The sequence below is a fragment of the Thalassobellus citreus genome (assembly GCF_044385915.1).
Classification (GTDB): domain Bacteria; phylum Bacteroidota; class Bacteroidia; order Flavobacteriales; family Flavobacteriaceae; genus Thalassobellus; species Thalassobellus citreus.
Genome location: NZ_JBISCC010000125.1, coordinates 244,420 through 267,005, shown reverse-complemented (window position 1 = coordinate 267,005; position 22,586 = coordinate 244,420). Strand labels below are relative to the sequence as shown.

Here is a 22,586-nt window from a genome sequence, read left to right as displayed (position 1 = left end):
ATTTGATAAAATAAAATATAAAATGTCAGAGTTACAAATTAACACGACCCAAAATGTAAAAATAAAATTCTCAGCCGTTGGAGCTGGAGAAAGATTATTGGCGTTTATCATTGATATGGCAATAAAAATAGGCTATATGCTGGTTTTAAACTGGACTTTTGACGTGTTCGATAATATGGACGAATGGTCGCAAATGGCTATAAATACCGTGCTAAGTTTCCCTGTTATGTTTTATACGTTGGTTTTAGAGTCGTTATTAGAAGGGCAAACCATTGGTAAAAAAGCGCTAAACATAAGAGTTGTTAAAATTGATGGCTATCAAGCATCGTTTTCAGATTATGTGGTACGTTGGTTTTTTAGAATTGCAGATATCTATATTTTCGGATTGGGTTTTTTCGTGATTTTATTCAATAAAAAACAACAGCGATTGGGCGATATGGCTGCAGGAACAGCCGTTATTGCATTAAAAGACAAAGTAACTATTAATCATACTATTTTAGAAAATCTAAAAAGCGATTATAAACCAACGTATCCCAATGTTATTAAGTTATCCGATAATGATGCCCGAATAATAAAAGATACCTTTACTGTTGCAAGAGCATCTAGAGATTTTCAAACATTAATAAAATTAAGAAAAAAGCTCATAGAAGTTGTTCAAATTAAAGAAGTAAAACAAAAAACCGATATGGAATTTATCGATGTTATTTTAAAAGATTATAATTATTACACCCAAGACATGTAAGCAGAGAGCCAATTTTTGTTTTTACAAAAATTGTGCGAATCGCTTATCCTGAGCGCAGCGAAGGATTTTTTTATTAGTTCGTTTTTTGCTTTTTGTCATTCCTGCGTAGGCAGGAATTTATAGTAGGTCAAAAGAAGTTTATCCAGAGCGTAGCGAAGGATCTCAATATAAAGTATAATAATTATACCGTTTAAATTAGGGCGTTACCTAAAGGTCGGGCTTTATTCGTAGTTTATTATTTTAAATTAATGAACTCATGAATATAAATATTTCAGCAGTCGCTTTTTTGTGTTGCATATGTGCAACAACACAAAAAGAGCTTCAACAAATGCTTCAATCTCGAACGCAAAGCGTAACTATTAAGAATAAAAGTAACTAAAAAGAGTATTTAAAACTATGTTCTATACAATAGATATTTTAGGAACCATAGCCTTTGCCATTTCAGGTGTTTTAGTAGCCTTCAATAAAAGAATGGATTTATTTGGTGTTTTAATAATTGCCTTTGTTACAGCAGTAGGAGGCGGCACTTTACGCGATTTACTTATTGGAGATACACCAGTAAGTTGGATGAAAGACATTACCTTTACCTATGTTATTATTACTTCGGCAGTTTTTGCTATTATTTTTAGAAGTAAAATTAATTATTTAAGAACCTCACTTTTTTTGTTTGATACCATTGGTATAGGGCTTTACACTTTAATTGGTATTCAAAAAGGAATAAGTGCCGATTTAGATCCTATTATTTGTATTATTTTAGGGACTATAACGGCAAGTTTTGGAGGTGTAATTAGAGATGTTTTATGTAACGAAATACCCGTAATTTTTAGAAAAGAAATTTATGCTACTGCCTGTATTTTGGGAGGGGTTACATATTTTGTGCTGATTAAGTTTCCCATAGAAAGTAATTACGTTTTTGTTATTTCTGGTATTGTAGTGGTGGTAACCCGTTTATTAGCCGTTAAGTTTAAAATAGCTTTACCAAATATTTATAAAGAAGAAAAACAAAAATAAAGAGTAACGTTAAGTTGAAATTCTATTTTTTCTAACTTCTAATCAATAATCTCAACATTTCGTATATAAATATTTTGTAAAGGCCAATCAGCTTCATCGGTTTTAACAGCAGCAATTTTATCAATTACATCCATGCCTTTAATAACACGTCCAAAAATGGTATAATCACCATCTAAAAAGTGCGAACCTCCTTTTTGTTGCACAATAAAAAACTCAAAAGGCGATGCCAATTTATGCGGATTGTCAATTTCGCCACTAGGCATCGATATCACACCTCTATCGTGTTTAAAACCTCGTTTTGTATCCGTTGGTAATAAGTATTTTCCAATTTTGCCACGTTTTCTAGCTGTTTTTTTATCATCACTATTTCCAGCTTGTACCATAAAGTTGTCAATAACTCTGTAAAACTGGGTATCATTAAAATACTTTTGCTTTGTTAGAAAAATAAAATTAGCACGGTGGTACTTTGTTTCATTATAAAGTAAAATATCAATAGACCCAAAATCAGTTGTAATACGTACCTTATTTTCTTTGTGATGCTTGTCGTATTCTTGGAAAAAAAACATAGCACTTTTAGAATTCAACTTAGTGAAAGTTTCTTCTTCGGTTTTTGTAGAATCTTTAACGATTTCTTTTTTGTCAGATTTTGTTACTGTAGTTTCAATCGTTTTTTTAGTCTTAGAATGTTTATCTTCACAATTCAGAAATAAAAAGAAACAACACAAAAGCAATACAATACGCATATAAATGAATTTTGATGAATTTTTAAAATCGTTATCAAAAATAGAAAATATACAGCTTCCAGCCGAAGTATCTCACTTTAAAATGGTGCCTCCGTTTCGTCAGACGCTTTTAAAGCAACAAAAAGAAGCTATAAAAGATGCGAAAAAAGCAGGTGTTTTGGCTTTGTTTTATCCAGATGAAAGGAATAAAACACATTTTGTTTTAATTTTAAGGAAGTCATATAAAGGTGTGCATTCTGCCCAAGTTGCTTTTCCTGGCGGTAAGTTAGAAGATGAAGATGTCTCTATGGAAGCAGCTGCAGTTAGAGAAACCTATGAAGAGGTTGGTGTTCCTATTGAATCTATAGATGTAGTACGACAATTATCTCAAGTTTATATTCCGTCAAGTAATTTTTATGTGTACCCTTTTATAGCATCATGTAAGGTAAAACCGCTATTTATTAAGCAAGAAGATGAAGTTGAGGCTATTATAGAAGTTCCTTTAAATCATTTTTTAGATGATAATAATGTGGTTTCTAAAAAAATGAAAACCTCTTATAGTGTTGAAACAGAGGTACCTGCTTTTAAATTGAACGAACACATCGTTTGGGGTGCAACAGCTATGATGTTAAGCGAAATTAAAGACTTGTTAAAACAATTACTCTAGTTTACAAGATTTGTTACATTTGCAGCAACTAACCAATTTGACGTTTGATTTATGGGATTATTTAAACGAAATCCGTTTGGGCATATATTATTTTTAAAAAAATGGCTCATTAGAATTTTTGGAGTGCTAACTCATAGGCGTTTTAGAGGCTTTAATGAATTACAAATAGAGGGTTCTGAAATAATTAAAGATTTACCAGATACCAACGTGCTTTTTATATCAAATCATCAAACCTATTTTGCCGATGTGGTATCTATGTTTCATGTATTTAATGCAAGTTTAAGTGGTCGTACAGATTCTATAAAAAATATAGGTTATATCTGGAATCCGAAACTAAATATATATTACGTTGCAGCCAAAGAAACCATGAAAGCAGGTTTGTTACCTAAAATCATGGCTTATATGGGATCTGTTAGTATCGAACGTACTTGGAGATCAGAAGGTCAAGATGTTAAAAGACAAGTAAAGATGAGCGATATTTCTAGTATAGGAAAAGCTTTAGACGATGGTTGGGTTATTACATTTCCTCAAGGAACCACGACACCATTTAAACCCATTAGAAAAGGGACATCTCATATTATAAAACGCTATAAGCCAGTTGTAGTTCCTATTGTTATTGATGGTTTTAGAAGATCGTTTGATAAAAAAGGTTTACGAATAAAGAAGAAAAATATTTTACAATCTTTTGAAATAAAAGCTCCTTTAGAAATTGATTACGAAAATGAATCTACTGATGATATCGTAAAAAAAATAGAGTATGCCATCGAACAACATCCTTCATTCTTAAAAGTGATTCCTCAAAAAGAACTAGCTGCACTTGAAGAATTGAATAAAAAGCGTAAATGGTAAAACAGACTGTTTTTTAATGTTTACTATTTAGACTTCCATAAATGCCAGAAAAAGCAGTTAAAAACCAAGTGTTTTTAAACTTAAAAAACTATTTTGGTTACGATAGTTTTAGAACGAATCAACAAGATATTGTTGAGGCTGTTCTAAACAAAAAAGACTGTTTGGTTATTATGCCAACGGGTGGAGGTAAATCTATTTGCTTTCAGCTTCCAGCATTATCATTTAAAGGTGTAACTATTGTAATTTCACCATTAATTGCCTTGATGAAAGATCAGGTAGATGGCTTAAATGCTAATGGAATTCCTGCATCTTATTTTAACAGTAGTCAAAGTAGCGAAGAGCAATTTGCTATTATAGAAAATGTTATTCGAGCAGAAATAAAATTACTTTACGTTGCTCCTGAAAGTTTAGCAGCACTACAAAATATTTTAACCGAAAAATATATAAGTTGTGTAGCGATAGATGAAGCACATTGTATTTCGTCTTGGGGGCATGATTTCAGACCATCTTATCAACAACTAGGATTTTTAAAAAACACACTTCCAAACATTCCATTTATTGCTTTAACGGCAACAGCTGATAAGGCTACCCGACAGGATATTGTAAAGCAACTACGTATTGAGCGAGCTGAAATATTCATATCATCGTTTGATAGAGAAAATATAGGCTTAGAAGTACGTCCAGCAAATAACAGGATTTCTCAAGTTGTTAAGTTTATAAAAGCAAGACCAAATCAATCGGGTATTATTTATTGTTTAAGCCGAAAAACCACAGAGCAATTATCTAGTAAATTAAAAGCTAATAGTATTCCGGCCGAAGCGTATCATGCAGGTTTAAATTTTGATAAACGCTCTAAAGTTCAAGAATCGTTTATACATGATAAAACCCAAATTGTTTGTGCAACCGTCGCCTTTGGTATGGGGATAGATAAGTCGAATGTACGTTGGGTGGTGCATTATAATATGCCAAAAAATATTGAAGGTTATTATCAAGAAATTGGTCGTGCGGGACGAGACGGCTTAAAGTCGCACGCTTTATTGTTTCATAGTTATGCCGATGTTATTCAGCTACAAAATTTTGCAAGTGGCGCTTCTAATGAAGCAGTTCAAATAGCGAAATTAGACAGAATGAAACAGTTTGCAGAATCTACAACCTGCCGCCGAAAAATTTTGTTAAGCTATTTTGGTGAGTTGTTAGGTTCAAATTGTGGGAACTGTGATGTTTGTAAAAACCCGCCTCAGTTTTTCGATGGGACTATTATTGCTCAAAAAATCTTATCGACGGTATATCATTTAAAGCAGCAAGAAGCCATGGGAACTATTATTGATGTGCTTCGAGGTTCTCAAAATGCAACTATTGTATCAAAAGACTATCAAGAGGTTTCAACGTTTGGTATTGGTAAAGATATTTCATGGCAACATTGGCAGCATTTTGTTATTCAGCTTATAAATCAAGGCTTTTGTGAAATCGCATTTAATAAACATAATGCACTACAACTTACTGAGTTTTCTAGTAATGTATTGTTTAAAGGTGCAAAAGTAGCATTAACAAAACCTGTAGCTGTTACCGAAGTTAAGCCTGTTGTTAAAGAACGAAAGACTAGATTAAAACGCACAAAAACGAAAGCTAAAACAAAACCAGTTACCGATAATTTATTTGAACGCCTCCGTCAGTTGCGCTATAAAATTGCTTTAGAAGAAGGTATTCCAGCATATTTAGTTTTTAGTGATGCGACTTTAAAAGAAATTGAACGCGAACGCCCCTAAGTGATGACGATTTTTTAAGTATTAGTGGTGTAGGGCAACGTAAATTAGAAGTGTATGGTGATGAATTTATGGCTGAAATTATGAATTTTATGGGTTCTAAAGTTAAGAAGCCTAAAAAAGAAGATACTTATACCGTTACATACAAGCTTTATAAATCAGGATTATCAATTGAAGAAATAGCGCTTGAACGCAAATTAAATACCACAACAATATATTCGCATATTGCCAAATTATATAGCACCGGAAAAAAATAAACTTATACGATTTTGTTTCTAAAAGCGATGTGGAAGCGGTGCGAAAAGCAAAAGAAGCTTTAGGAACTCCAAAAGCATTAAGACCCTATTTTGAATATTTTAACGAAAGTATAGATTATTTTAAAATCCGTTTGGCACTGAGTATTATTGAAAAAGACTAACTTCGTTTTTAAGTTTAAAAAAATATGTCAATACTCTTAATTGAAGATGAAATTTTCGATAAAAAAGATTTCTCTATAAACCGACTTCCAAACGCAGATTACGAATATTGCACCTTTAAAAATTGTAACTTTTCTGAAGGCTTTTTATCTAAAATTCGATTCTTAGAGTGTGAGTTTATAGATTGTAATTTAAGTTCAGCAAACATTACAGGCGCTTCTTTTCAAGATGTGAAATTTATAGGGTGTAAAATTTTAGGTGTGCATTTCGAAAACTGCAACCCTTTTGGTTTTGCTTTACATATTGAAGATTGCCAATTAAATCATGCTTCATTTTATCAGGTAGTTTTATCTAATACAAGAATTATTAATTCGAAGCTTCAAAATGTAGAATTTACAGAAGCCGATTTAAGTCGTTGTGTTTTTGATGGCTGCGATTTTCAAGGCGCTACTTTTGATAATACAAATTTAGAAAAAGCCGATTTTCGAAAAGCGATTAATTATAATATACATCCAGACCGAAATAGGTTAAAGGGGGCTAAATTTTCTTTAGGCGGTGTTGTTGGGTTATTAGGAGGTTATGGGGTAGAAATTGAGTAGTCTCTAAATTAAATATGTTCTAAAGCTTGTTTTAAATCTTCAATTAAATCTTCTACATGTTCTAGTCCAACAGAAATTCTTATATCTCCTAATGAAATGCCTAAATTTTTAAATTGACTTGGTTTTAATTCTTTTAAATACGAAATGGCTGGCGCATATACAAGGCTTTCATGACCACCCCAGCTAACACCAATTTTAAATTTAGTTAAGGCATTGATAAAGCTTTTAATTTCATTTAAATTGTTAGTTTTAAGTTTAAAAGACATGAGTCCACTATAGCCTTTCATTAATTTTTTACCGAGATTATATTGGGGGAAACTAGGTAGTCCAGGGTAATTTACAACTTCAATTTTATCGTTTTCTTCTAAAAAGTTAGCGACTAATAAAGCGTTTTCTTGATGTTGTTTTAATCTGATAGGTAAGGTTCTTAAACTACGAAGTAATAACCAAGCTTCCATAGGTGCGACTTTAGAACCTAATAATTCGTATTCATTTTTAGAAATAGAATCAATATCAATTTGTTTTCCACAGAGTACACCTCCTAAAAGGTCGCTATGCCCTCCAAGGTATTTTGTGCTTGATTGGATTTCTATATCAATCCCCATATCTATAGTATTTTGGAAATATGGTGTTGCCCAAGTATTGTCAATTATTGTTTTAATATTATTTGCTTTTGCTAGTGCTGTTATAGCAGGAATGTCTTGTAGAGAAAAGATTGCCGATGAAGGGCTTTCAAGATAAATCAGTTTTGTGTTGTTTTGTATGGCATTTTTAAAATCATCAACAGAATTACCTGTAACATAAGATATTTCAATTTTCATTTTTTTTGTTAAGTAGTCGCTAATTAAATTATTGGCTGGACCATACATGTTTTTAATAGAAATAACATGGTCTCCAAAGTCTAAAAAGTGCAAAAAAGCAGCTGTAATTGCTGCCATACCAGAAGGGAATAGTTGAGCTTTTTCAGCCCCGGAAATGGCTGCTAGTTTTTCTTCAACTATTTTAACTGTTGGGTTTTTTCCTCTTGAGTAAATGAAAGAATTTAATTTGTCGTCAAAAGCATCATTAATAGCATCCCAGTTTTTAAAGGTAAAGAGCGAATTTTGATAGATTGGAGGAACAACGGCTCCGTATGAATCATTGTTTTCACTTTTATCATGATTTAAAATAGTTTCTATATGTTTACTCATGGTTTTATTATGTTTTAAGAAGGATTGAAAAATACAAAATATTTAAATCTGTGTTATATAATCTTAGAAATAGTTGTATTTAAAATTAAAGATGATTTCGTTAATAACTCCTAACAATTCCCTTTTAAAAGCTATATCAAAATTCCTATTTTGCAAGTTCTAAATTAAATAAGAACGAGTGAAAGTCTGTATAGCCGAAAAGCCAAGTGTTGCCCGAGAAATTGCGTCTGTTTTAGGAGCGAATTCTAAGCGCGATGGTTATTATGAAGGTAATGGTTATGCGGTAACTTATACGTTTGGGCATTTATGCACTTTAAAAGAACCCAACGATTATAAACCCCATTGGAAAAGCTGGGATTTAAATAATCTTCCTATGTTGCCTGAGAAATTTGAAACCAAAGTGGTATCGAATTCGGGGATACAAAAGCAATTTAACATTGTAAAAAGTTTATTTGATAAAGCAGAGCTTGTTATAAACTGTGGGGATGCGGGTCAAGAAGGAGAACTCATTCAGCGTTGGGTGATGAATGAAGCCAATTATAAAGGCAAGGTAGAACGTTTATGGATTTCATCATTAACCACAGAAGCTATTAAAGAAGGTTTTGAAAAATTAAAACCTGCTGAAGATTACGATAATTTATACTACGCAGGGTTTTCAAGAGCTATTGGCGATTGGTTATTAGGTATGAATGCGACACGCTTATACACCGTAAAACATGGTGGTTATAAGCAAGTATTATCTGTTGGTCGTGTGCAAACGCCTACTTTGGCCATGGTTGTGAATCGTTTTAAAGATATTGAAAATTTTAAACCACAACCGTATTGGGAATTACAAACGCTGTATCGAGAGACGCTTTTTAGTTATGAAGAAGGACGCTTTTTAAAGAAGGAAGATGGTGAGGCTTTAGCGAATAAAGTAAAAGAAAGCGATTTTGAAATAGTATCTATTACCAAAAAGAAAGGGAAAGAATATGCGCCAAAGTTATTCGATTTAACAGGGTTGCAGGTGTATTGTAATACGAAGTTTGGATTTTCGGCAGATGAAACTTTGAAGATTGTTCAGAAGTTGTATGAGCAAAAAGTAGTAACCTATCCTAGAGTTGATACTACGTTTTTACCAAACGATGTATATCCAAAAGTTGCAGGAATTCTTCAAAAGTTAACAAACTATGGAGCTTTAACACAACCGCTTTTAGGAAAGAAAATAAAAAAATCGACTAGGGTTTTTAACGATAAAAAAGTTACCGATCACCACGCGATTATTCCAACGGGGATTCAAATTAACTTACAATACAACCAGCAGCAGGTGTATGATATTATTGTAAAACGTTTTATTGCTGTTTTTTATGATGATTGTGCCGTGGCAAATACAACGGTTATTGGTACGGCAGCAGAGGTGTCGTTTAAAACTACTGGAAAAGAGATTTTAGAAAAGGGATGGCGTGTTGTTTTTGAAAACCGAAATGCTAAAGAAAGAGAGTCGGGAATTTTACCAACTTTTGAAAAAGGAGAAAAAGGACCTCACGAACCGTCGTTTTTAGAAAAGGAAACAAAACCGCCTAATCAATTTACCGAAGCAACTTTGTTACGTGCTATGGAAACGGCAGGTAAGCAAGTTGATGATGAAGAATTGCGAGATTTAATGAAGGAAAATGGTATTGGACGACCATCTACACGTGCAAATATTATAGAGACTCTTTTTAGAAGAAAATATATTAAACGTAATAAAAAGCAAGTATTACCAACGGTTACCGGTATTCAATTAATTGATACCATTCAAAATGATTTATTAAAATCGGCTGAATTAACGGGGTCTTGGGAAAAGCAATTAAAAGATATTGAAAAAGGTGAGTTTAGTGCCGGTGCGTTTATTAAAAATATGAAACGGATGGTAGATGCTTTGGTTTATGAAGTTCGTAGTGAAACTAAACGCGCTAATATTTCGCAAGAAAATGTTATTAAAAGTAGAGAAGCTAAGTCTACAGTGAAAAAGAAAGCAGGAATCTCATCAGAGATTTGTCCGAAATGTAAAAAAGGACAGCTTTTGAAAGGGAAAAGTGCTTATGGATGTTCTGCTTTTAAATCGGGATGCGATTTTGTGTTGCCTTTTAGTTTCTCAGGTAAAAAAATATCAGAAAAACAGTTTGTTAGGTTGCTTCAAAAAGGTTCTACAGTTAATTTAAAAGGTTTTAAGACCGATGCAGGTACTGTTGAAGGTTTATTACGTTTTGATGAAGGGTTTAAGCTCAAATTAGAGCCAAAGAAAACTTCCACGAAAGCGAAACCTAACGAATTAACATGTCCGAAATGCAAAAAAGGTACAGTTATAAAAGGCAAAACAGCTTATGGATGTACGGAATACAAATCGGGTTGTGATTTTAAAATGACTTTTGAAGCCGTTAGAGCTAAAATAAACGGACAAACACCCACCAAAGAATTGGTTCACGATATTTTGAGTGGTAAGGTGTGAGTCATTTTAAACGCAGATAGAAATCGCATAAAGAAGTAATTAATTAGGATTCTTTTGGAAGAGATAATACATCGTCATTTTATAATTTACAAACCATACGGCTATTTAAGTCAGTTTATGAGTAATGCCTCGAAGCAACAATCTAAAAAGTTTTTGGGTGAGCTTCATGATTTTCCTGAAGGCATTATGGCTGTTGGTCGTTTAGATGAAAAATCAGAAGGTTTATTGTTGCTAACTACCGATGGACAAACGAGTGCTTTTGTTAATAGTAAAAAGGTTGAAAAAGAGTATTATGCGCAAGTTGATGGAGCTATTTCGGCAGAAGCTATTGAGCAATTAAAATTGGGTGTAGAAATTGGTTTTGATGGTAAAAAGTATCAAACAAAACCTTGTAAAGCTTATAAGTTGGATGTTAATCCAGGTTTTCAGGAGCGTTCGCGAAAAATACGTGATGATAGGCATGGCCCAACATCGTGGGTGTCTATGACCTTAAATGAAGGTAAGTTTAGACAGGTACGTAAAATGACTTCGGCAGTGGGGTTTCCAACCTTACGATTAGTGCGTGTAAGGGTAGGAGATATTCATTTAAAACCTATGAAAATAGGTGAAGTGGTTGAGGTCGCTGGCTTTTTGCGTTAGGGATTGCAGTGAAAAGCCCGCAGCGAGGTACGAGCGAGGACTTGTAACGTAAAGCCCGACCCTTGGGTAACGCCCAATTAATTATAAATCTAATTTTTCGAGTTCTTTATAATTTTTGTTCAAGCGTTTTAATAGAATGCCATAAATAAGTTTATAAAACAACCAGATAATTAGTGTTGCAATGGCTAAGAAAAGTGCCGATATTCCTAAGAAAATCATAGAGCCATGTTCGCCAAGTTTCTCAATGTTTTGTGCCATTTCAGGGTCGTTGTGCACGCTAATATATAAGCCTATAATTGTTGAAACAACTATCATTATTAAATTATAAAGCACGTAGTATTTAATTATTTTACGTGTTTTTAAAATGCTCTCCATAAGTTTTTTTGCGCTATCTGTTACAGATATTGATTTGTACGACTTATAGAGTAGGTAAACAAAAAGAAGAATGACTGCAAAACTAAATATGGTGAGTCCGTTAAATACAGCATCGTTTATATAAACTTTATCTAATGCTTGTCTGTAGCTGTCTGAGGAGAAATAAGGGATTGCGTTTACTAATATCCAAAAAATAAATTCGGCAACACTAATGTAAAAAAGCATCTTTACTATGGAAGATGATTTTTTTAACAGCATCGGGTAAATATCATTTGCCGATAGTTTTTTATGGTTCGCATTGGATTTATTCCAATCCTTCTTTAAGATATCTAATTCATCCATAGTGTTACGGATTTAGTATGGTTTTAAGTTTCGTTTTAATTCTATTCATCTTCACACGGGCATTCACTTCACTAATTCCCATAGTTTCACTTATTTCTTTATAGTTTTTATCTTCTAAATATAAAAACACCAAAGCCTTTTCTATGTCGTTTAATTGATGGATGGCTTTGTATAACACTTTTAATTGTTCTTCTTCTGTGTCATCATAATCCTCTGCTTTCATTTTAAAAGCAACGCCTTCAAAATCTTGAGTATTAATCGTTCTTTTAGATTTTCTGTAAAGTGTAATCGCGGTATTTAAACCTACACGATACATCCAAGTACTAAACTTTGCATCGCCTCTAAATTTAGGATAGGCTTTCCAAAGTTGAATGGTTATTTCTTGAAATAAATCGTTATGCGCATCATAGTTATTAGTGTACAAGCGACAAACTTTGTGCACAATATTCTGATGCTTTTCTAGTAATTCTACAAAACTATGTTTTAGTTCTTCTTTCAAGTTGATGGGTTAGGTACTTTATAAGTAGCTTAATTATTTAAAACGTTACAAATGTGTGAAAAATAATTTTAAAAAACATAGAGGTGTGAGTTGTTTTTTATGATTTCACAATAGGGGTTTCTACTTATTAATTGAAAATATTAGCAATTATTTGGTGTTTTTTATTGTTTTAAATAACTGGTTTAGGTGATTCTTTTTTAAAACTGATTTTAAGTGTTTTAAGTGTGTGGTATAGATAAAATCTATGAGTTGTTTTTTACTTGAAAACAGCTTTTTTTATGTGTTAGGAGATACTAATATATATAAAAATAATTAGATGAAATTTACGACTAAAAATTAGTGTGAAGAATCTGTTTTTGTTTTGTGTTTTTTGTTTGGAATATATTGTTTATCTGAAAAATGAAACTCTTTTTTTGTTCGGTTATTTTCTTTTTTGACACAAAATATTCAATTCATCATCTATATTTTACAGTTCGGTTATTTAGAATTTTTACAGTGAATCTTCTGTTGCAAATTTGCTTCATCAATTAGAAAACGAACTGTAGAATATTTTAAATTATGAAAAGAATAATTATCATTATTACATTAATCAGTATGCAATTATCTGCTCAAACAACTATTTCAGGCACTGTGTTTAATTCGAAAAATAAACCTATAATGGGAGCGAATATTTATTTAGAAGGCACTTATGATGGAAGTACAACGGATGAAAATGGAGCCTTTTTATTTACAACTTCAGAAACTGGAAATCAGAATTTAGTGGTTTCATATGTGTCTTATGAAACATATACCATGTATGGTGATGTATCTTATATGAAAGATTTAACTGTTAAACTTCGTGAAGATGTAAATGCATTGGATGCTGTAGTGCTTTCGGCTGGAACATTTCAAGCAGGAGATAATAGCAAAGTAAATGTTTTAAAACCATTAGATGTGGTTACAACAGCGAGTGCTTTGGGTGATTTTGTTGGTGCTTTTCAAACCTTACCAGGAACTACCACTGTTGCCGAAGATGGTCGTTTGTTTGTGCGTGGTGGTGATGCCGAAGAAACTCAAATTTTTATTGATGGTATTCGTGTGTTCACACCTTACACACCTACAACTAATAATGCGCCAACCCGCGGACGTTATTCTCCGTTTTTGTTTGATGGTATTACGTTTTCTACAGGAGGCTATTCTGCAGAGTTTGGGCAGGCCTTATCTAGTGTGTTGTTATTAAATACAATTGATGAACCCGACCAAGAAAAAACAGATATTGGTATTATGAGTATTGGTGCAAGTATAGGGAATACTCAAAAATGGGATAAAAGCGCACTGAGTGTGAATGCATCGTATATTAATTTAGAACCGTATAATGCTATTTTTTCTAGTAGAAACGATTGGATAAAACCTTTTGAAACACTCTCTGGAGAAGCGGTTTATAGAAAGAAAACTAATTCTGGGTTGTTTAAACTTTATGGCGCTTTTGATGTTACAAATTTTGAGTTAATTCAAGAAGATATAAATGATCCTGAAGGTGTGCATTTTAAGCTGAATAATAAAAACTTATATCTTAATGGTTCGTATCAAAGTGTTTTAAGCGATACTTGGAGCATGCAAGGTGGATTTAGTTATACGAATGCTATAAATAACTTAAACATTAATGAAAGTGCTGTTGATGATACAGAAAATTCATTTCATACAAAGTTGAAATTTAAAAACCGCATTAGTAATCGTTTGAAGCTTTATTTTGGAGCTGAATATTTTGCTACCAATTTTAATGAAAATTATAATGATGAAACTATTGCTGATGCTACGTATGGTTACAATAATAACATTGCAGCGGCTTTTGCTGAGGTCGATATTTTTATATCTAAAAAGTTAGCGTTTAAAACTGGTGTTCGTGGTGAGTATAGCGAATTATTTAAAGATGCTACCGTTGCTCCAAGAATGTCTTTGGCGTATAAAACATCCAGTAAAAGTCAGTTGTCGTTAGCTTATGGTAGCTTTTATCAGAATCCATCTAGTAATATTTTAAAGTTTAATCAGGATTTAAAAGCTCAAAATACGTCGCATTACATTTTTAACTATCAGTATAACGCCGATAGAAAAATTTTTAGAGCCGAAGCTTATTATAAAACCTATGATGATTTAGTAAAGTATGATTCTGAATTTACCACGTTCGAAAGTAATTTTAATAATAATGGTTCTGGATTTGCAAAAGGTATCGATTTCTTTTGGAGAGATAGTAAAAGTATCAAGAGTTTTGATTATTGGATAAGTTACTCGTTTTTAGATACCGAACGCGATTATAAAAATTACGAAACCAAAGCGCAACCTAATTTTGCTAATACACATAACCTATCGGTAGTTGGGAAGTATTGGATTAACGATTGGCGTAGTCAAGTTGGATTTAGTTATGCCTTGGCTTCTGGTAGAACGTTTACCAATCCTAACCAACCTGGGTTTTTAAATAATAAAACAAAACCTTATAATAATTTAAGCTTGAACTGGGCGTATTTAATAAGCCCACAAAAAATATTATATGCTTCGGTTAATAATGTTTTAGGTTTTAAAAATATTAATGGGTATCAATATGCAAATACTCCAGATATGAATGGTCATTTTGACAGACGTGCATTACAACCTGCTGCAGATCAGTTCTTTTTTGTTGGGTTCTTTTGGACTATTAGCGACGATAAAAAGAGTAATCAATTGGATAATTTGTAGGACGAGGTTCATTTAAACTTTTTATAACGATTTTAATGTCTTAAAAAAAAGAATGTTTTTATTAATAAGCTTTATGGAAGAGTTTTGTTCTTAAAAGTATTATTTAAAAGCGTTTTCTACTTCAACTAACATTTTGTCGAGTTCATTTCTGTCAAACCATTTACCATGAAGCATAACTCCATTTATACTTTGCGTGTTTTTTATATCAGCAAATGGGTTTTTGTCTAGTAATACCAAGTTTGCGTTTTTACCTTCTGTAATACTTCCATCAACCGGATATGAATCTAGGTAACGAGAAGCATTAACAGTACTAGCATTTAAAATATCAAAAGGTTTCATTCCTAATTCTTGCAGAATTTCCATTTCTCTATGAATTGAAAAACCAACAATCGCCATACCAAATGTATCGCTACCTGTTAATAGTTTAACGTCGTTATCATTCAATATCTTGGTAAACTTTCGCATCCAGGTAATATATCTTTGAAATAAATCTTTAGCTGTTATGCCATCAATAACTAAATCTTTAAAATTGGTTCTAGAATTATTTTTATCTGTTAAATATTTATCTCTTTCTTTTTGTGATAAATATTTAACTAAATGACTCTTTTTCATGTTTTCAAACATGTTATCATCTAAATACTGAGGAATTTTTTCAAACACAACGAGGGTAGGTGTTACGTAAATTCCACTGTTTTTAATTTCTTGAGCTATAGAATTCAGTTCATTTATATTATCATTTAAGTATGTAAAATTTTCTTCTCCATTAAATATATATATATAAATTCTTCTAGATGTTCAATAGATTTCATGCGTAACGAAAATTCTAAAGGTAATTTACGTTGTGCATGACCAATTACTTGAATGTTGTTTTTATTAGCTTCTTCAAGTAAAAATAAATCTTTTGGTAAATTATCTGCTAATTTTAAAAAGTCATACCCATTTTGGGTATGTTTTTTTATCTCATTTAATATTAATTCTTTTGTTTTAAGGTGTTCAAATTTAAGATAAGAGCCTGTTGTGTAATAATTAGGGCCTAAATATTCCCCGTTTTAACTTTATGTCTTATTTCTGTTTGCTTTTGTTTTTGGTTTGGTTCTTCAGCCATATTTCTAACTGTAGTAACACCGTTAGCAATTAAAAGTTTAAAATCATCTTCTGGTGTTTCTTTCCCATTTCGCCAATGATAATGCATTTCTGAAAGACCTGGAATTAAATATTTGCCAGTACCATCAATTGTTTTTTGAATGTTATAGATAGATTTGTTAGTGTTTGGTTCAACACTAATAATTTTACCATTAGAAACAATAACACGGTGGTCCTTTAAGATAGTATCTCTATCCATTGGAATAACATTTACATTATCAAAAGCAAAAGTATTTAAGTTTAACCAAGATGATTTCAGTTTTTCTTGTTTGGGTGATGGGTTTTTAACGGCGGTTAAACTTGTGTCAGTTAAATTTAACCCTAATTTTCTAAAGAAATCTTGGTAATTTATTGGTGTTTCTCCAATAACATGTTTTTTGAAAAAATTGTCAATTGAAGGATATGTTATTAAAGAAATTTCATCTATTAGATTGTTATCAATAAAAGGTGTGTTTTTGCCATATTTAAGCGAGAGTACCTTCATTAAAGAAAGTAACCCTTTGTTACCATTGCTTTCTTCTCTTAAAAGGATATCTAAACACATTGCTATTAAAGCTCCTTTTTGATATACGTTAGCATAATTTTTATGATATTCTTTTTGTAGAATGTGTTCACTCATTAAAGTGAAACTTAAAGAATCATTATAGTTTTTAGAGGTTTTTAGTTTGTTAAATACTTCATTGTAAAATTCCTTTTCTGTAATTAAGTTTTGATCTATTTGAAATAACTTAGAAAAATATTCTGTAACGCCTTCGTATAACCATAGATGCTTTGAGAAATTAGGTGAATTATAATTAAAATTATGGATGTGTTCTGAATGGATATTTAATGGTGTTACAATATGAAAAAACTCATGAGCAACTAAATTCTTAAAGTGATAAAAAAGTTCGTCTTTTTTCATAGATTCTGGTAATACCATTACTGTTGATGAGTGATGTTCTAGAGCTCCATAATCATTAGGTTTTATTTCTTTTCCATCTGCAAAATATATCTGAATATCATATCTAGAAGTGGTTTTGAAGTTTTTTAAAGAAGTTAGTTGAGACTTTAACATCTTAAAAACAACATCTTTCATTTCTTTGGCATTATAGATCTTGTTAGGAGAATATACACTTAGCACAATTTTAACGTCATTAATGGTAAATTCTTCAATGTCTAATCTTCCAAATAATACGGGATTGTAATTAAATCAAAGTATCTAGGTGCAGTAAAAGTATAGTGTTTAGTGTTATCGTTATTTGTTTTATAATTTTCTAACTCTAAACCTGTTGTATATGAAAAATGACTTGGAGCTTTTATGTTTAGAGTATGTTTTTTATCATTTAATTCTTCAAAATAACCAATAAATCCATGGAGGTTTAATACGTAATTTTCAGGATCAATATTAGTTCCAGCAGGGAATTGAGTAATGTTGTTGTATGTTTTTTTGTCAAGATCATACGTGTCATTAATTAAATATGTGATCTTGCTTAATCTTTTAGCATGTTTTATTTTCCATGAATTAATGTCTACCCTTAAAATAGGTAGTTTGTTTCCTTTTATATCAAATGCTTGTAGGTTTTCTACAAATCTTCCAAAATCACTAATAGCATATGTTCCTTGAATTACTTTTGGAAATCGATAAACTAATGATCTTGCTTCAATATTGTTTAAATTTATAGTGACAGGCACTTTGTCTTCAATAATATTAGTTAAATCTATTGTACTTGAAATTGAAGTTGAATTGTTGGCAAATATTGAACCATAAAATAGAATGAAGAGCAATAAGATTCCATGATTATAATTTATATGATATTGATTTATTTCGTTTTCTAACATAATTATTAAGATTTTATTAACTCTAAATTGAATGTCTTTAATTACAAAGACGAAAAATATTTATAAATGGTTGCCTAGGTTGTAATTTGAGCTCGATTTTTTTTTTTTTTTAGCTTGAAGGAGATTACTTATTTTGAAATCATTTTTATTTAATATTAGGTGCTTTTCTTCTAAATTATATCGATTATTCTGTAAAAATGTTAATTACTTAAAACAAACTTATTAATTGTTATAAGCCATTACAAATACAAATGTTAAATTTGTTAAATTAAAAATTTTAAAATAATGGGTCAGATTATAACATTCGGAGAGGTTTTAATGCGTATTTCACCTCGTGGCAATAAAAAGTTTATTCAATCTAATATGGTTGAGTTTTATTTTGGTGGTACCGAATTAAATGTAGGTATATCAATTGCTAATTTTGGAGGAAATGTAAAGCATATTAGTTGTGTCTCTGATGATTTTATTGGCGAAGCTGCTATTTCTTATATTAATAAATTTGGTGTAAGCACGTCTTCTGTTGTTTACTCAAAACGCCCGTTAGGAGTCTATTTTCTGGAGGTAGGCGCTGTAATGCGTCCTAGCGCAATTTCGTATAATAGATCGCACTCTTCATTTTCTGAAATCAAACCATCAATGGTTGATTGGGGAAAAGCTTTAAAAAAAGGAGTATGGATGCATTGGACTGGTATTACACCTGCCTTATCTAAAGGTGCTTTTGATACACTTAAGGAAGGTTTGGCTTTAGCTCATGAAAAAGGAATGACTATATCTGCAGATCCAACGTATAGAAGTGGTTTGTGGCAATATGGTCAAGATCCTAAAGAAGCTTTAATAGAATTACTAAATTATTCTACCATTTTTATTGGTGGTATTAATGAGATAAATGAAGTTCTTGGTACTGACTTTGGTTATTCTAACGAGGATTTTCTTGAAGCGAGTAAACAACTTATAGAAACCTTTCCTACCATTGAAAAAGTATTCGATAAGATTAGAACCTCATTAAATTCTTCATGGCACAAAATTAGAGCTAGAATGTGGAATGGTAAAGAGTTTAGAGAAACACAAGATTTAGATATTACTCATGTGGTAGATAGAATTGGTACTGGAGATGCTTTTGCCGCAGGACTTATTTATGGTTTACAACAATTTGATGATTATAAAGCCATGGAGTTTGCTAGTGCTGCTTGTGCTTTAAAACATACTTATGAGGGTGATGTCAATTATGCAACCGTACGAGAAGTAACCAGTATATTAGATGGTAATACTTCTGGGCGTTTAGTTAGATAATCCACCATGTATATTTAATATTATTTATTTCTATGTTCTAGTATTCAAGAACATAGAAATAAATAGTTTTTAAACATCAGCACTATTGTTTTTTATGGCTTCTTTAAACCATATCGCTGAGTTTTTTGGAGTTCGTTTTAGGGTTTTAAAATCTACATAATGTAATCCAAATCTTTTGTCGTAACCAGAAGCCCATTCAAAATTGTCCATAAAAGACCATGCGAAATAACCTTTAAGGTTAACACCGTTTTCTATAGCTTCTTGACAAGCTTGTAGGTAGCCTTTATAAAAATTTAAACGGTCTTGGTCGTTTACTTCTCCATCAACTATTTGGTCGTCATAAGCACAACCGTTTTCAGTAATATATATTTCTGGACTGTTATATCGGGCATCTATCCATTCTAACATTTTTTTACAACCCCAAGGCACTACAGCCCAATTCATGAATGTAAGATCCCAGTTTTTATCTAGAGATAAATCGACAGCTTGATCTTCAGAAATACCCCCGTTACCATAAACACTTCGTTCTTTAATAGAGCCATCATCTTGTGCAGCATACATGGTTGTGTAATGATTTAAACCAAAAAAATCAGAGGTTCCAATAATCATTTTCTTTTCATCATCAGAAAACTTAGGGAGTCTATCTCCTAAGCGTGCTTTCATCACTTCTGGGTAGTCGCCTTTGTAAACAGGATCTGCAAACCATGCTAAGAAAAATTGAAGTGCTCTTTCTGCCGCTTCTTTATCAGCATCGCTATTGGTAAGCGGTTCTCTCCAATCACAATTATTAGTAATACCTATTTGTCCGTTTTGATGACTGTATTTGTTTTTATAAATATGATATGCTTTAGCATGTGCTAATATTAATTGATGCGCTGCTAAATAAGGTTCAGAATCAGACACTCTACCAGGAGCAAAAACACCTTGTCCGTAGCCTAAAATTGAAACGACCCAAGGTTCGTTTAAAGTAATCCAGTTTTTAACACGGTCTCCAAAACGTTCAAAGCATAAATCGGCATAAGCTGCAAAATAATCTGGGATGGTGTTTCCTAACCAACCATCATCTTCTAGTTGTAGAGCAAGTGGTAAATCCCAGTGGTATAAAGTTACCCATGGTACAATATCTGCTTTTATTAATTCGTCAATTAAATCTGAATAAAATTGAATACCAGCTTCATTAATGTCTCCTTTTCCTGTAGGCATAACTCTTGCCCAAGCAATAGAAAAACGATAGGCTTTAACGCCCATATTTTTCATTAATTGAATATCTTCTTTAAATTTATGATAATGGTCGCAAGCAATTTCTCCTGTTTCCCCGTTATGTGTTTTTCCTGGAATACTAGAAAAAGCATCCCAAATTGATGGTCCTTTACCGTTTGTTGATGCAGCGCCTTCTATTTGGTAAGATGAGGTGGCTGTACCCCATATAAAATCCTTTGGAAATGTTTTCATTTTTTTGAATCTATCTTGTTCTTGTAAATATGCTAATTATCTTCTAGTTGAATTCGTCTGTTATTTAATTCGGTAGAAATCTCATTCATCTTTTTACTGTTTAAAGGGTAAAGCAACATAAGGCCTGCTGCAAGAATAGCAATAATAGAAGGAATCCAACTCATTAACATAATCATGCCTGGTATAGCACCTTGAATCGCTAATGTATCTTGTCCGTTGTAATTAAAAGCGCCTAATGTTAACCCAATAATAGCACCAGCAATACCGCCTCCAAATTTTGTGGCAAATGACCCTGCTGAGTATATAAGTCCTGTAGCGCGTCGTCCGTTTTTCCATTCAGAGAAATCTGCCGCATCACCTAACATAACAAAGAAAAGTGTTGGAAAAATTGCTGCTGCAAACTCGGAAATAATACCAATAGTGAAAATGGCTCCAATATCCTCAGCATTACAAAACATTAATAAGGCATTTACGGCTCCAGAAAAAATTAAAGCATAAATAAACAAATTACGTTTTCCGAATTTTATGCTTAGAGGTGCAGTAAAAAAAGCACCAGCAATAGAGGCTATCATTAAACCAACCAAATAAGATGCTGATAGTAATTGGTCGTTTAAATAATGGGTAAAGTATATAATTACAATTCCTTGTTTTATGGAGTTGTATATATTAAATAAGAGGCCGATGGCAAGTAATACTAACCAAGGTTTATTACGAAATAAATCTTTGAAATCTTGACCTAAATTAGTTTTTTGATTTTTAGGCGGTTGTACTCTTTCTTTAGTTGAAGAAAAAGTGACTAGTATTAGTAAAGCAAGTATAGCCGACATGATATACATAGACTTGCTATAACCTTGTTTTTGGTCTATAATTGAAATATTACTAGCTGTTATATTTTTTTCGCCGGTAACTAAGAAAGTATATTTTTCATTCTCAATCATTTCAAAGCTTTTACCAGGTGTAGATGTGTCATCATCTATTTTGATATTTGCATCATCCCAAGTAAATAAAGCTATACCATTTTCGGTTTTAATGTTAACATGTTCAACATCTTTTGCCGATGATACTTCGATTTTGAATTTTTCGTCTTCTAATTTTGTAACATCAATTGTTGGATTTACATTTCCAAAATATGCTACTAAAAAAAGTAAAGCGCCTTGTACTAGCATGCCACCTCCAAAAGCACCAACCATTCTAAAAGAGCCTATACTGGTTCGTTCTTTGTCATTACCAGTCATTACTGCCATAAGGGCGCCATAAGGAATGTTGTTTGCGGTATATATTAATGTGAAAAATATATATGTTATGTATGCGTAAACTATTTTTCCGTTAGCGCCAAGTTCTGGACTTGTAAATAATAAGGAAAGAATAACTCCAAGAGGAATGGCTGTCCATAAAATCCAAGGTCTAAATTTCCCGTATTTAGATTTTGTGCGGTCTCCAATAATACCCATTAATACATCACTAATACCATCACTCGATCTGGCAACTAGCATTAAAACACCAACTGTAACAGGGCTTAAGCCAAATACATCTGTATAAAATATGAACAAAAAGGTTGCTACCCCTCTCCATGCAATATTAGCAGCGCCATCACCTAATGCGTAACCTATTTTTTCTTTTAACGAAATCTTTTCATTAATATCCATCAATAGTTGTTTTCTAAAAACTCAAATGTAAACAAATTTGATATTGAGTTTTTGTTTTGTTTTTTCATGGAATTCTTCCAATGATTATATTCTTTTTAAAGCAGTTTTGATTGTTTTTTAAAGTCTTATTTTATGATTGTTTTACAACGCTTTTTAGTTTTAAAATCTAATATAAATTAAAAATATTACTAAAGGTTATAACTTAGTTCTTATGCAACAATAGTTATAGTAATTGCTTCGAATG

General features: G+C 31.9%; 18 protein-coding genes and 1 pseudogene. 10 read left to right on the top strand and 9 right to left on the bottom strand.

Annotated features, from left to right (window positions below; all coding sequences use genetic code 11):
* The first annotated feature begins 22 nt into the window (after positions 1-22).
* The gene (locus ACH5TX_RS11610; protein ID WP_439339664.1) at positions 23-742 is read left to right on the top strand and encodes an RDD family protein; all 720 of its coding nucleotides are present in this window, start codon (positions 23-25) and stop codon (positions 740-742) included.
* 396 nt (positions 743-1,138) lie between these two features.
* Entirely contained in the window at positions 1,139-1,753 is a 615-nt protein-coding gene (locus ACH5TX_RS11605; protein ID WP_439339663.1) for a trimeric intracellular cation channel family protein, read from the top strand.
* 38 nt (positions 1,754-1,791) lie between these two features.
* On the opposite strand, the gene ACH5TX_RS11600 is transcribed toward ACH5TX_RS11605, so the two are convergent.
* Positions 1,792-2,496, bottom strand: a complete 705-nt coding sequence (locus ACH5TX_RS11600) for a peptidylprolyl isomerase (protein ID WP_439339662.1) — start codon at positions 2,494-2,496, stop codon at positions 1,792-1,794.
* Positions 2,497-2,500: 4 nt separating this feature from the next.
* Between ACH5TX_RS11600 and ACH5TX_RS11595 the strand changes: the two genes are divergently transcribed.
* From ACH5TX_RS11595 to ACH5TX_RS11580, 4 genes and pseudogenes are all read left to right on the top strand, one after another.
* A complete protein-coding gene (locus tag ACH5TX_RS11595; protein ID WP_439339661.1) occupies positions 2,501-3,142 on the top strand; it encodes an NUDIX hydrolase in 642 nt (213 codons plus the stop codon).
* Positions 3,143-3,193: 51 nt separating this feature from the next.
* Positions 3,194-3,991 (top strand): lysophospholipid acyltransferase family protein, encoded by a 798-nt coding sequence (locus ACH5TX_RS11590; RefSeq protein WP_439339660.1) that lies wholly within the window; start codon positions 3,194-3,196, stop codon positions 3,989-3,991.
* A 41-nt stretch (positions 3,992-4,032) separates the two neighbouring features.
* Positions 4,033-6,172 (top strand): annotated as a pseudogene (recQ, locus tag ACH5TX_RS11585) (DNA helicase RecQ).
* Between the two features lie 24 nt (positions 6,173-6,196).
* Positions 6,197-6,769: a pentapeptide repeat-containing protein gene (locus ACH5TX_RS11580; protein WP_439339659.1), complete on the top strand. Its 573-nt coding sequence runs from the start codon at positions 6,197-6,199 to the stop codon at positions 6,767-6,769.
* An 8-nt stretch (positions 6,770-6,777) separates the two neighbouring features.
* On the opposite strand, the gene ACH5TX_RS11575 is transcribed toward ACH5TX_RS11580, so the two are convergent.
* The gene (locus tag ACH5TX_RS11575; protein WP_439339658.1) at positions 6,778-7,959 is read right to left on the bottom strand and encodes a trans-sulfuration enzyme family protein; all 1,182 of its coding nucleotides are present in this window, start codon (positions 7,957-7,959) and stop codon (positions 6,778-6,780) included.
* A 178-nt stretch (positions 7,960-8,137) separates the two neighbouring features.
* On the opposite strand from ACH5TX_RS11575, the gene ACH5TX_RS11570 reads away from it, so the two are divergent.
* Positions 8,138-10,429: a type IA DNA topoisomerase gene (locus tag ACH5TX_RS11570; protein ID WP_439339657.1), complete on the top strand. Its 2,292-nt coding sequence runs from the start codon at positions 8,138-8,140 to the stop codon at positions 10,427-10,429.
* 66 nt (positions 10,430-10,495) lie between these two features.
* A complete protein-coding gene (locus ACH5TX_RS11565; RefSeq protein ID WP_439339834.1) occupies positions 10,496-11,068 on the top strand; it encodes a pseudouridine synthase in 573 nt (190 codons plus the stop codon).
* 81 nt (positions 11,069-11,149) lie between these two features.
* Here ACH5TX_RS11565 and ACH5TX_RS11560 read toward each other — a convergent pair whose 3' ends face one another.
* Both ACH5TX_RS11560 and ACH5TX_RS11555 read right to left on the bottom strand, forming a co-directional pair.
* Positions 11,150-11,785, bottom strand: a complete 636-nt coding sequence (locus ACH5TX_RS11560) for a DUF8845 family protein (protein ID WP_439339656.1) — start codon at positions 11,783-11,785, stop codon at positions 11,150-11,152.
* Between the two features lie 4 nt (positions 11,786-11,789).
* The gene (locus ACH5TX_RS11555; protein WP_439339655.1) at positions 11,790-12,284 is read right to left on the bottom strand and encodes an RNA polymerase sigma factor; all 495 of its coding nucleotides are present in this window, start codon (positions 12,282-12,284) and stop codon (positions 11,790-11,792) included.
* A 558-nt stretch (positions 12,285-12,842) separates the two neighbouring features.
* Here ACH5TX_RS11555 and ACH5TX_RS11550 point away from each other — a divergent pair.
* Positions 12,843-14,993, top strand: a complete 2,151-nt coding sequence (locus tag ACH5TX_RS11550) for a TonB-dependent receptor (RefSeq protein ID WP_439339654.1) — start codon at positions 12,843-12,845, stop codon at positions 14,991-14,993.
* Between the two features lie 99 nt (positions 14,994-15,092).
* Here ACH5TX_RS11550 and ACH5TX_RS11545 read toward each other — a convergent pair whose 3' ends face one another.
* From ACH5TX_RS11545 to ACH5TX_RS11535, 3 genes are all read right to left on the bottom strand, one after another.
* On the bottom strand, positions 15,093-15,704 hold the full coding sequence (locus tag ACH5TX_RS11545; protein WP_439339833.1) for an amidohydrolase family protein: 612 nt from the start codon (positions 15,702-15,704) through the stop codon (positions 15,093-15,095).
* Between the two features lie 322 nt (positions 15,705-16,026).
* On the bottom strand, positions 16,027-17,211 hold the full coding sequence (locus tag ACH5TX_RS11540) for a M61 family metallopeptidase (RefSeq protein ID WP_439339653.1): 1,185 nt from the start codon (positions 17,209-17,211) through the stop codon (positions 16,027-16,029).
* An 80-nt stretch (positions 17,212-17,291) separates the two neighbouring features.
* A complete protein-coding gene (locus tag ACH5TX_RS11535; RefSeq protein ID WP_439339652.1) occupies positions 17,292-17,954 on the bottom strand; it encodes a M61 family metallopeptidase in 663 nt (220 codons plus the stop codon).
* Positions 17,955-18,239: 285 nt separating this feature from the next.
* On the opposite strand from ACH5TX_RS11535, the gene ACH5TX_RS11530 reads away from it, so the two are divergent.
* Complete coding sequence (locus tag ACH5TX_RS11530; protein ID WP_439339651.1) at positions 18,240-19,244, top strand: sugar kinase; 1,005 nt, start codon at positions 18,240-18,242, stop codon at positions 19,242-19,244.
* Between the two features lie 69 nt (positions 19,245-19,313).
* Here the strand turns inward: ACH5TX_RS11530 and ACH5TX_RS11525 are convergent, their stop codons facing one another.
* Both ACH5TX_RS11525 and ACH5TX_RS11520 read right to left on the bottom strand, forming a co-directional pair.
* Positions 19,314-20,696: a GH1 family beta-glucosidase gene (locus ACH5TX_RS11525; RefSeq protein WP_439339650.1), complete on the bottom strand. Its 1,383-nt coding sequence runs from the start codon at positions 20,694-20,696 to the stop codon at positions 19,314-19,316.
* A gap of 32 nt (positions 20,697-20,728) precedes the next feature.
* Entirely contained in the window at positions 20,729-22,342 is a 1,614-nt protein-coding gene (locus tag ACH5TX_RS11520; RefSeq protein ID WP_439339649.1) for an MFS transporter, read from the bottom strand.
* Positions 22,343-22,586: the final 244 nt, after the last annotated feature.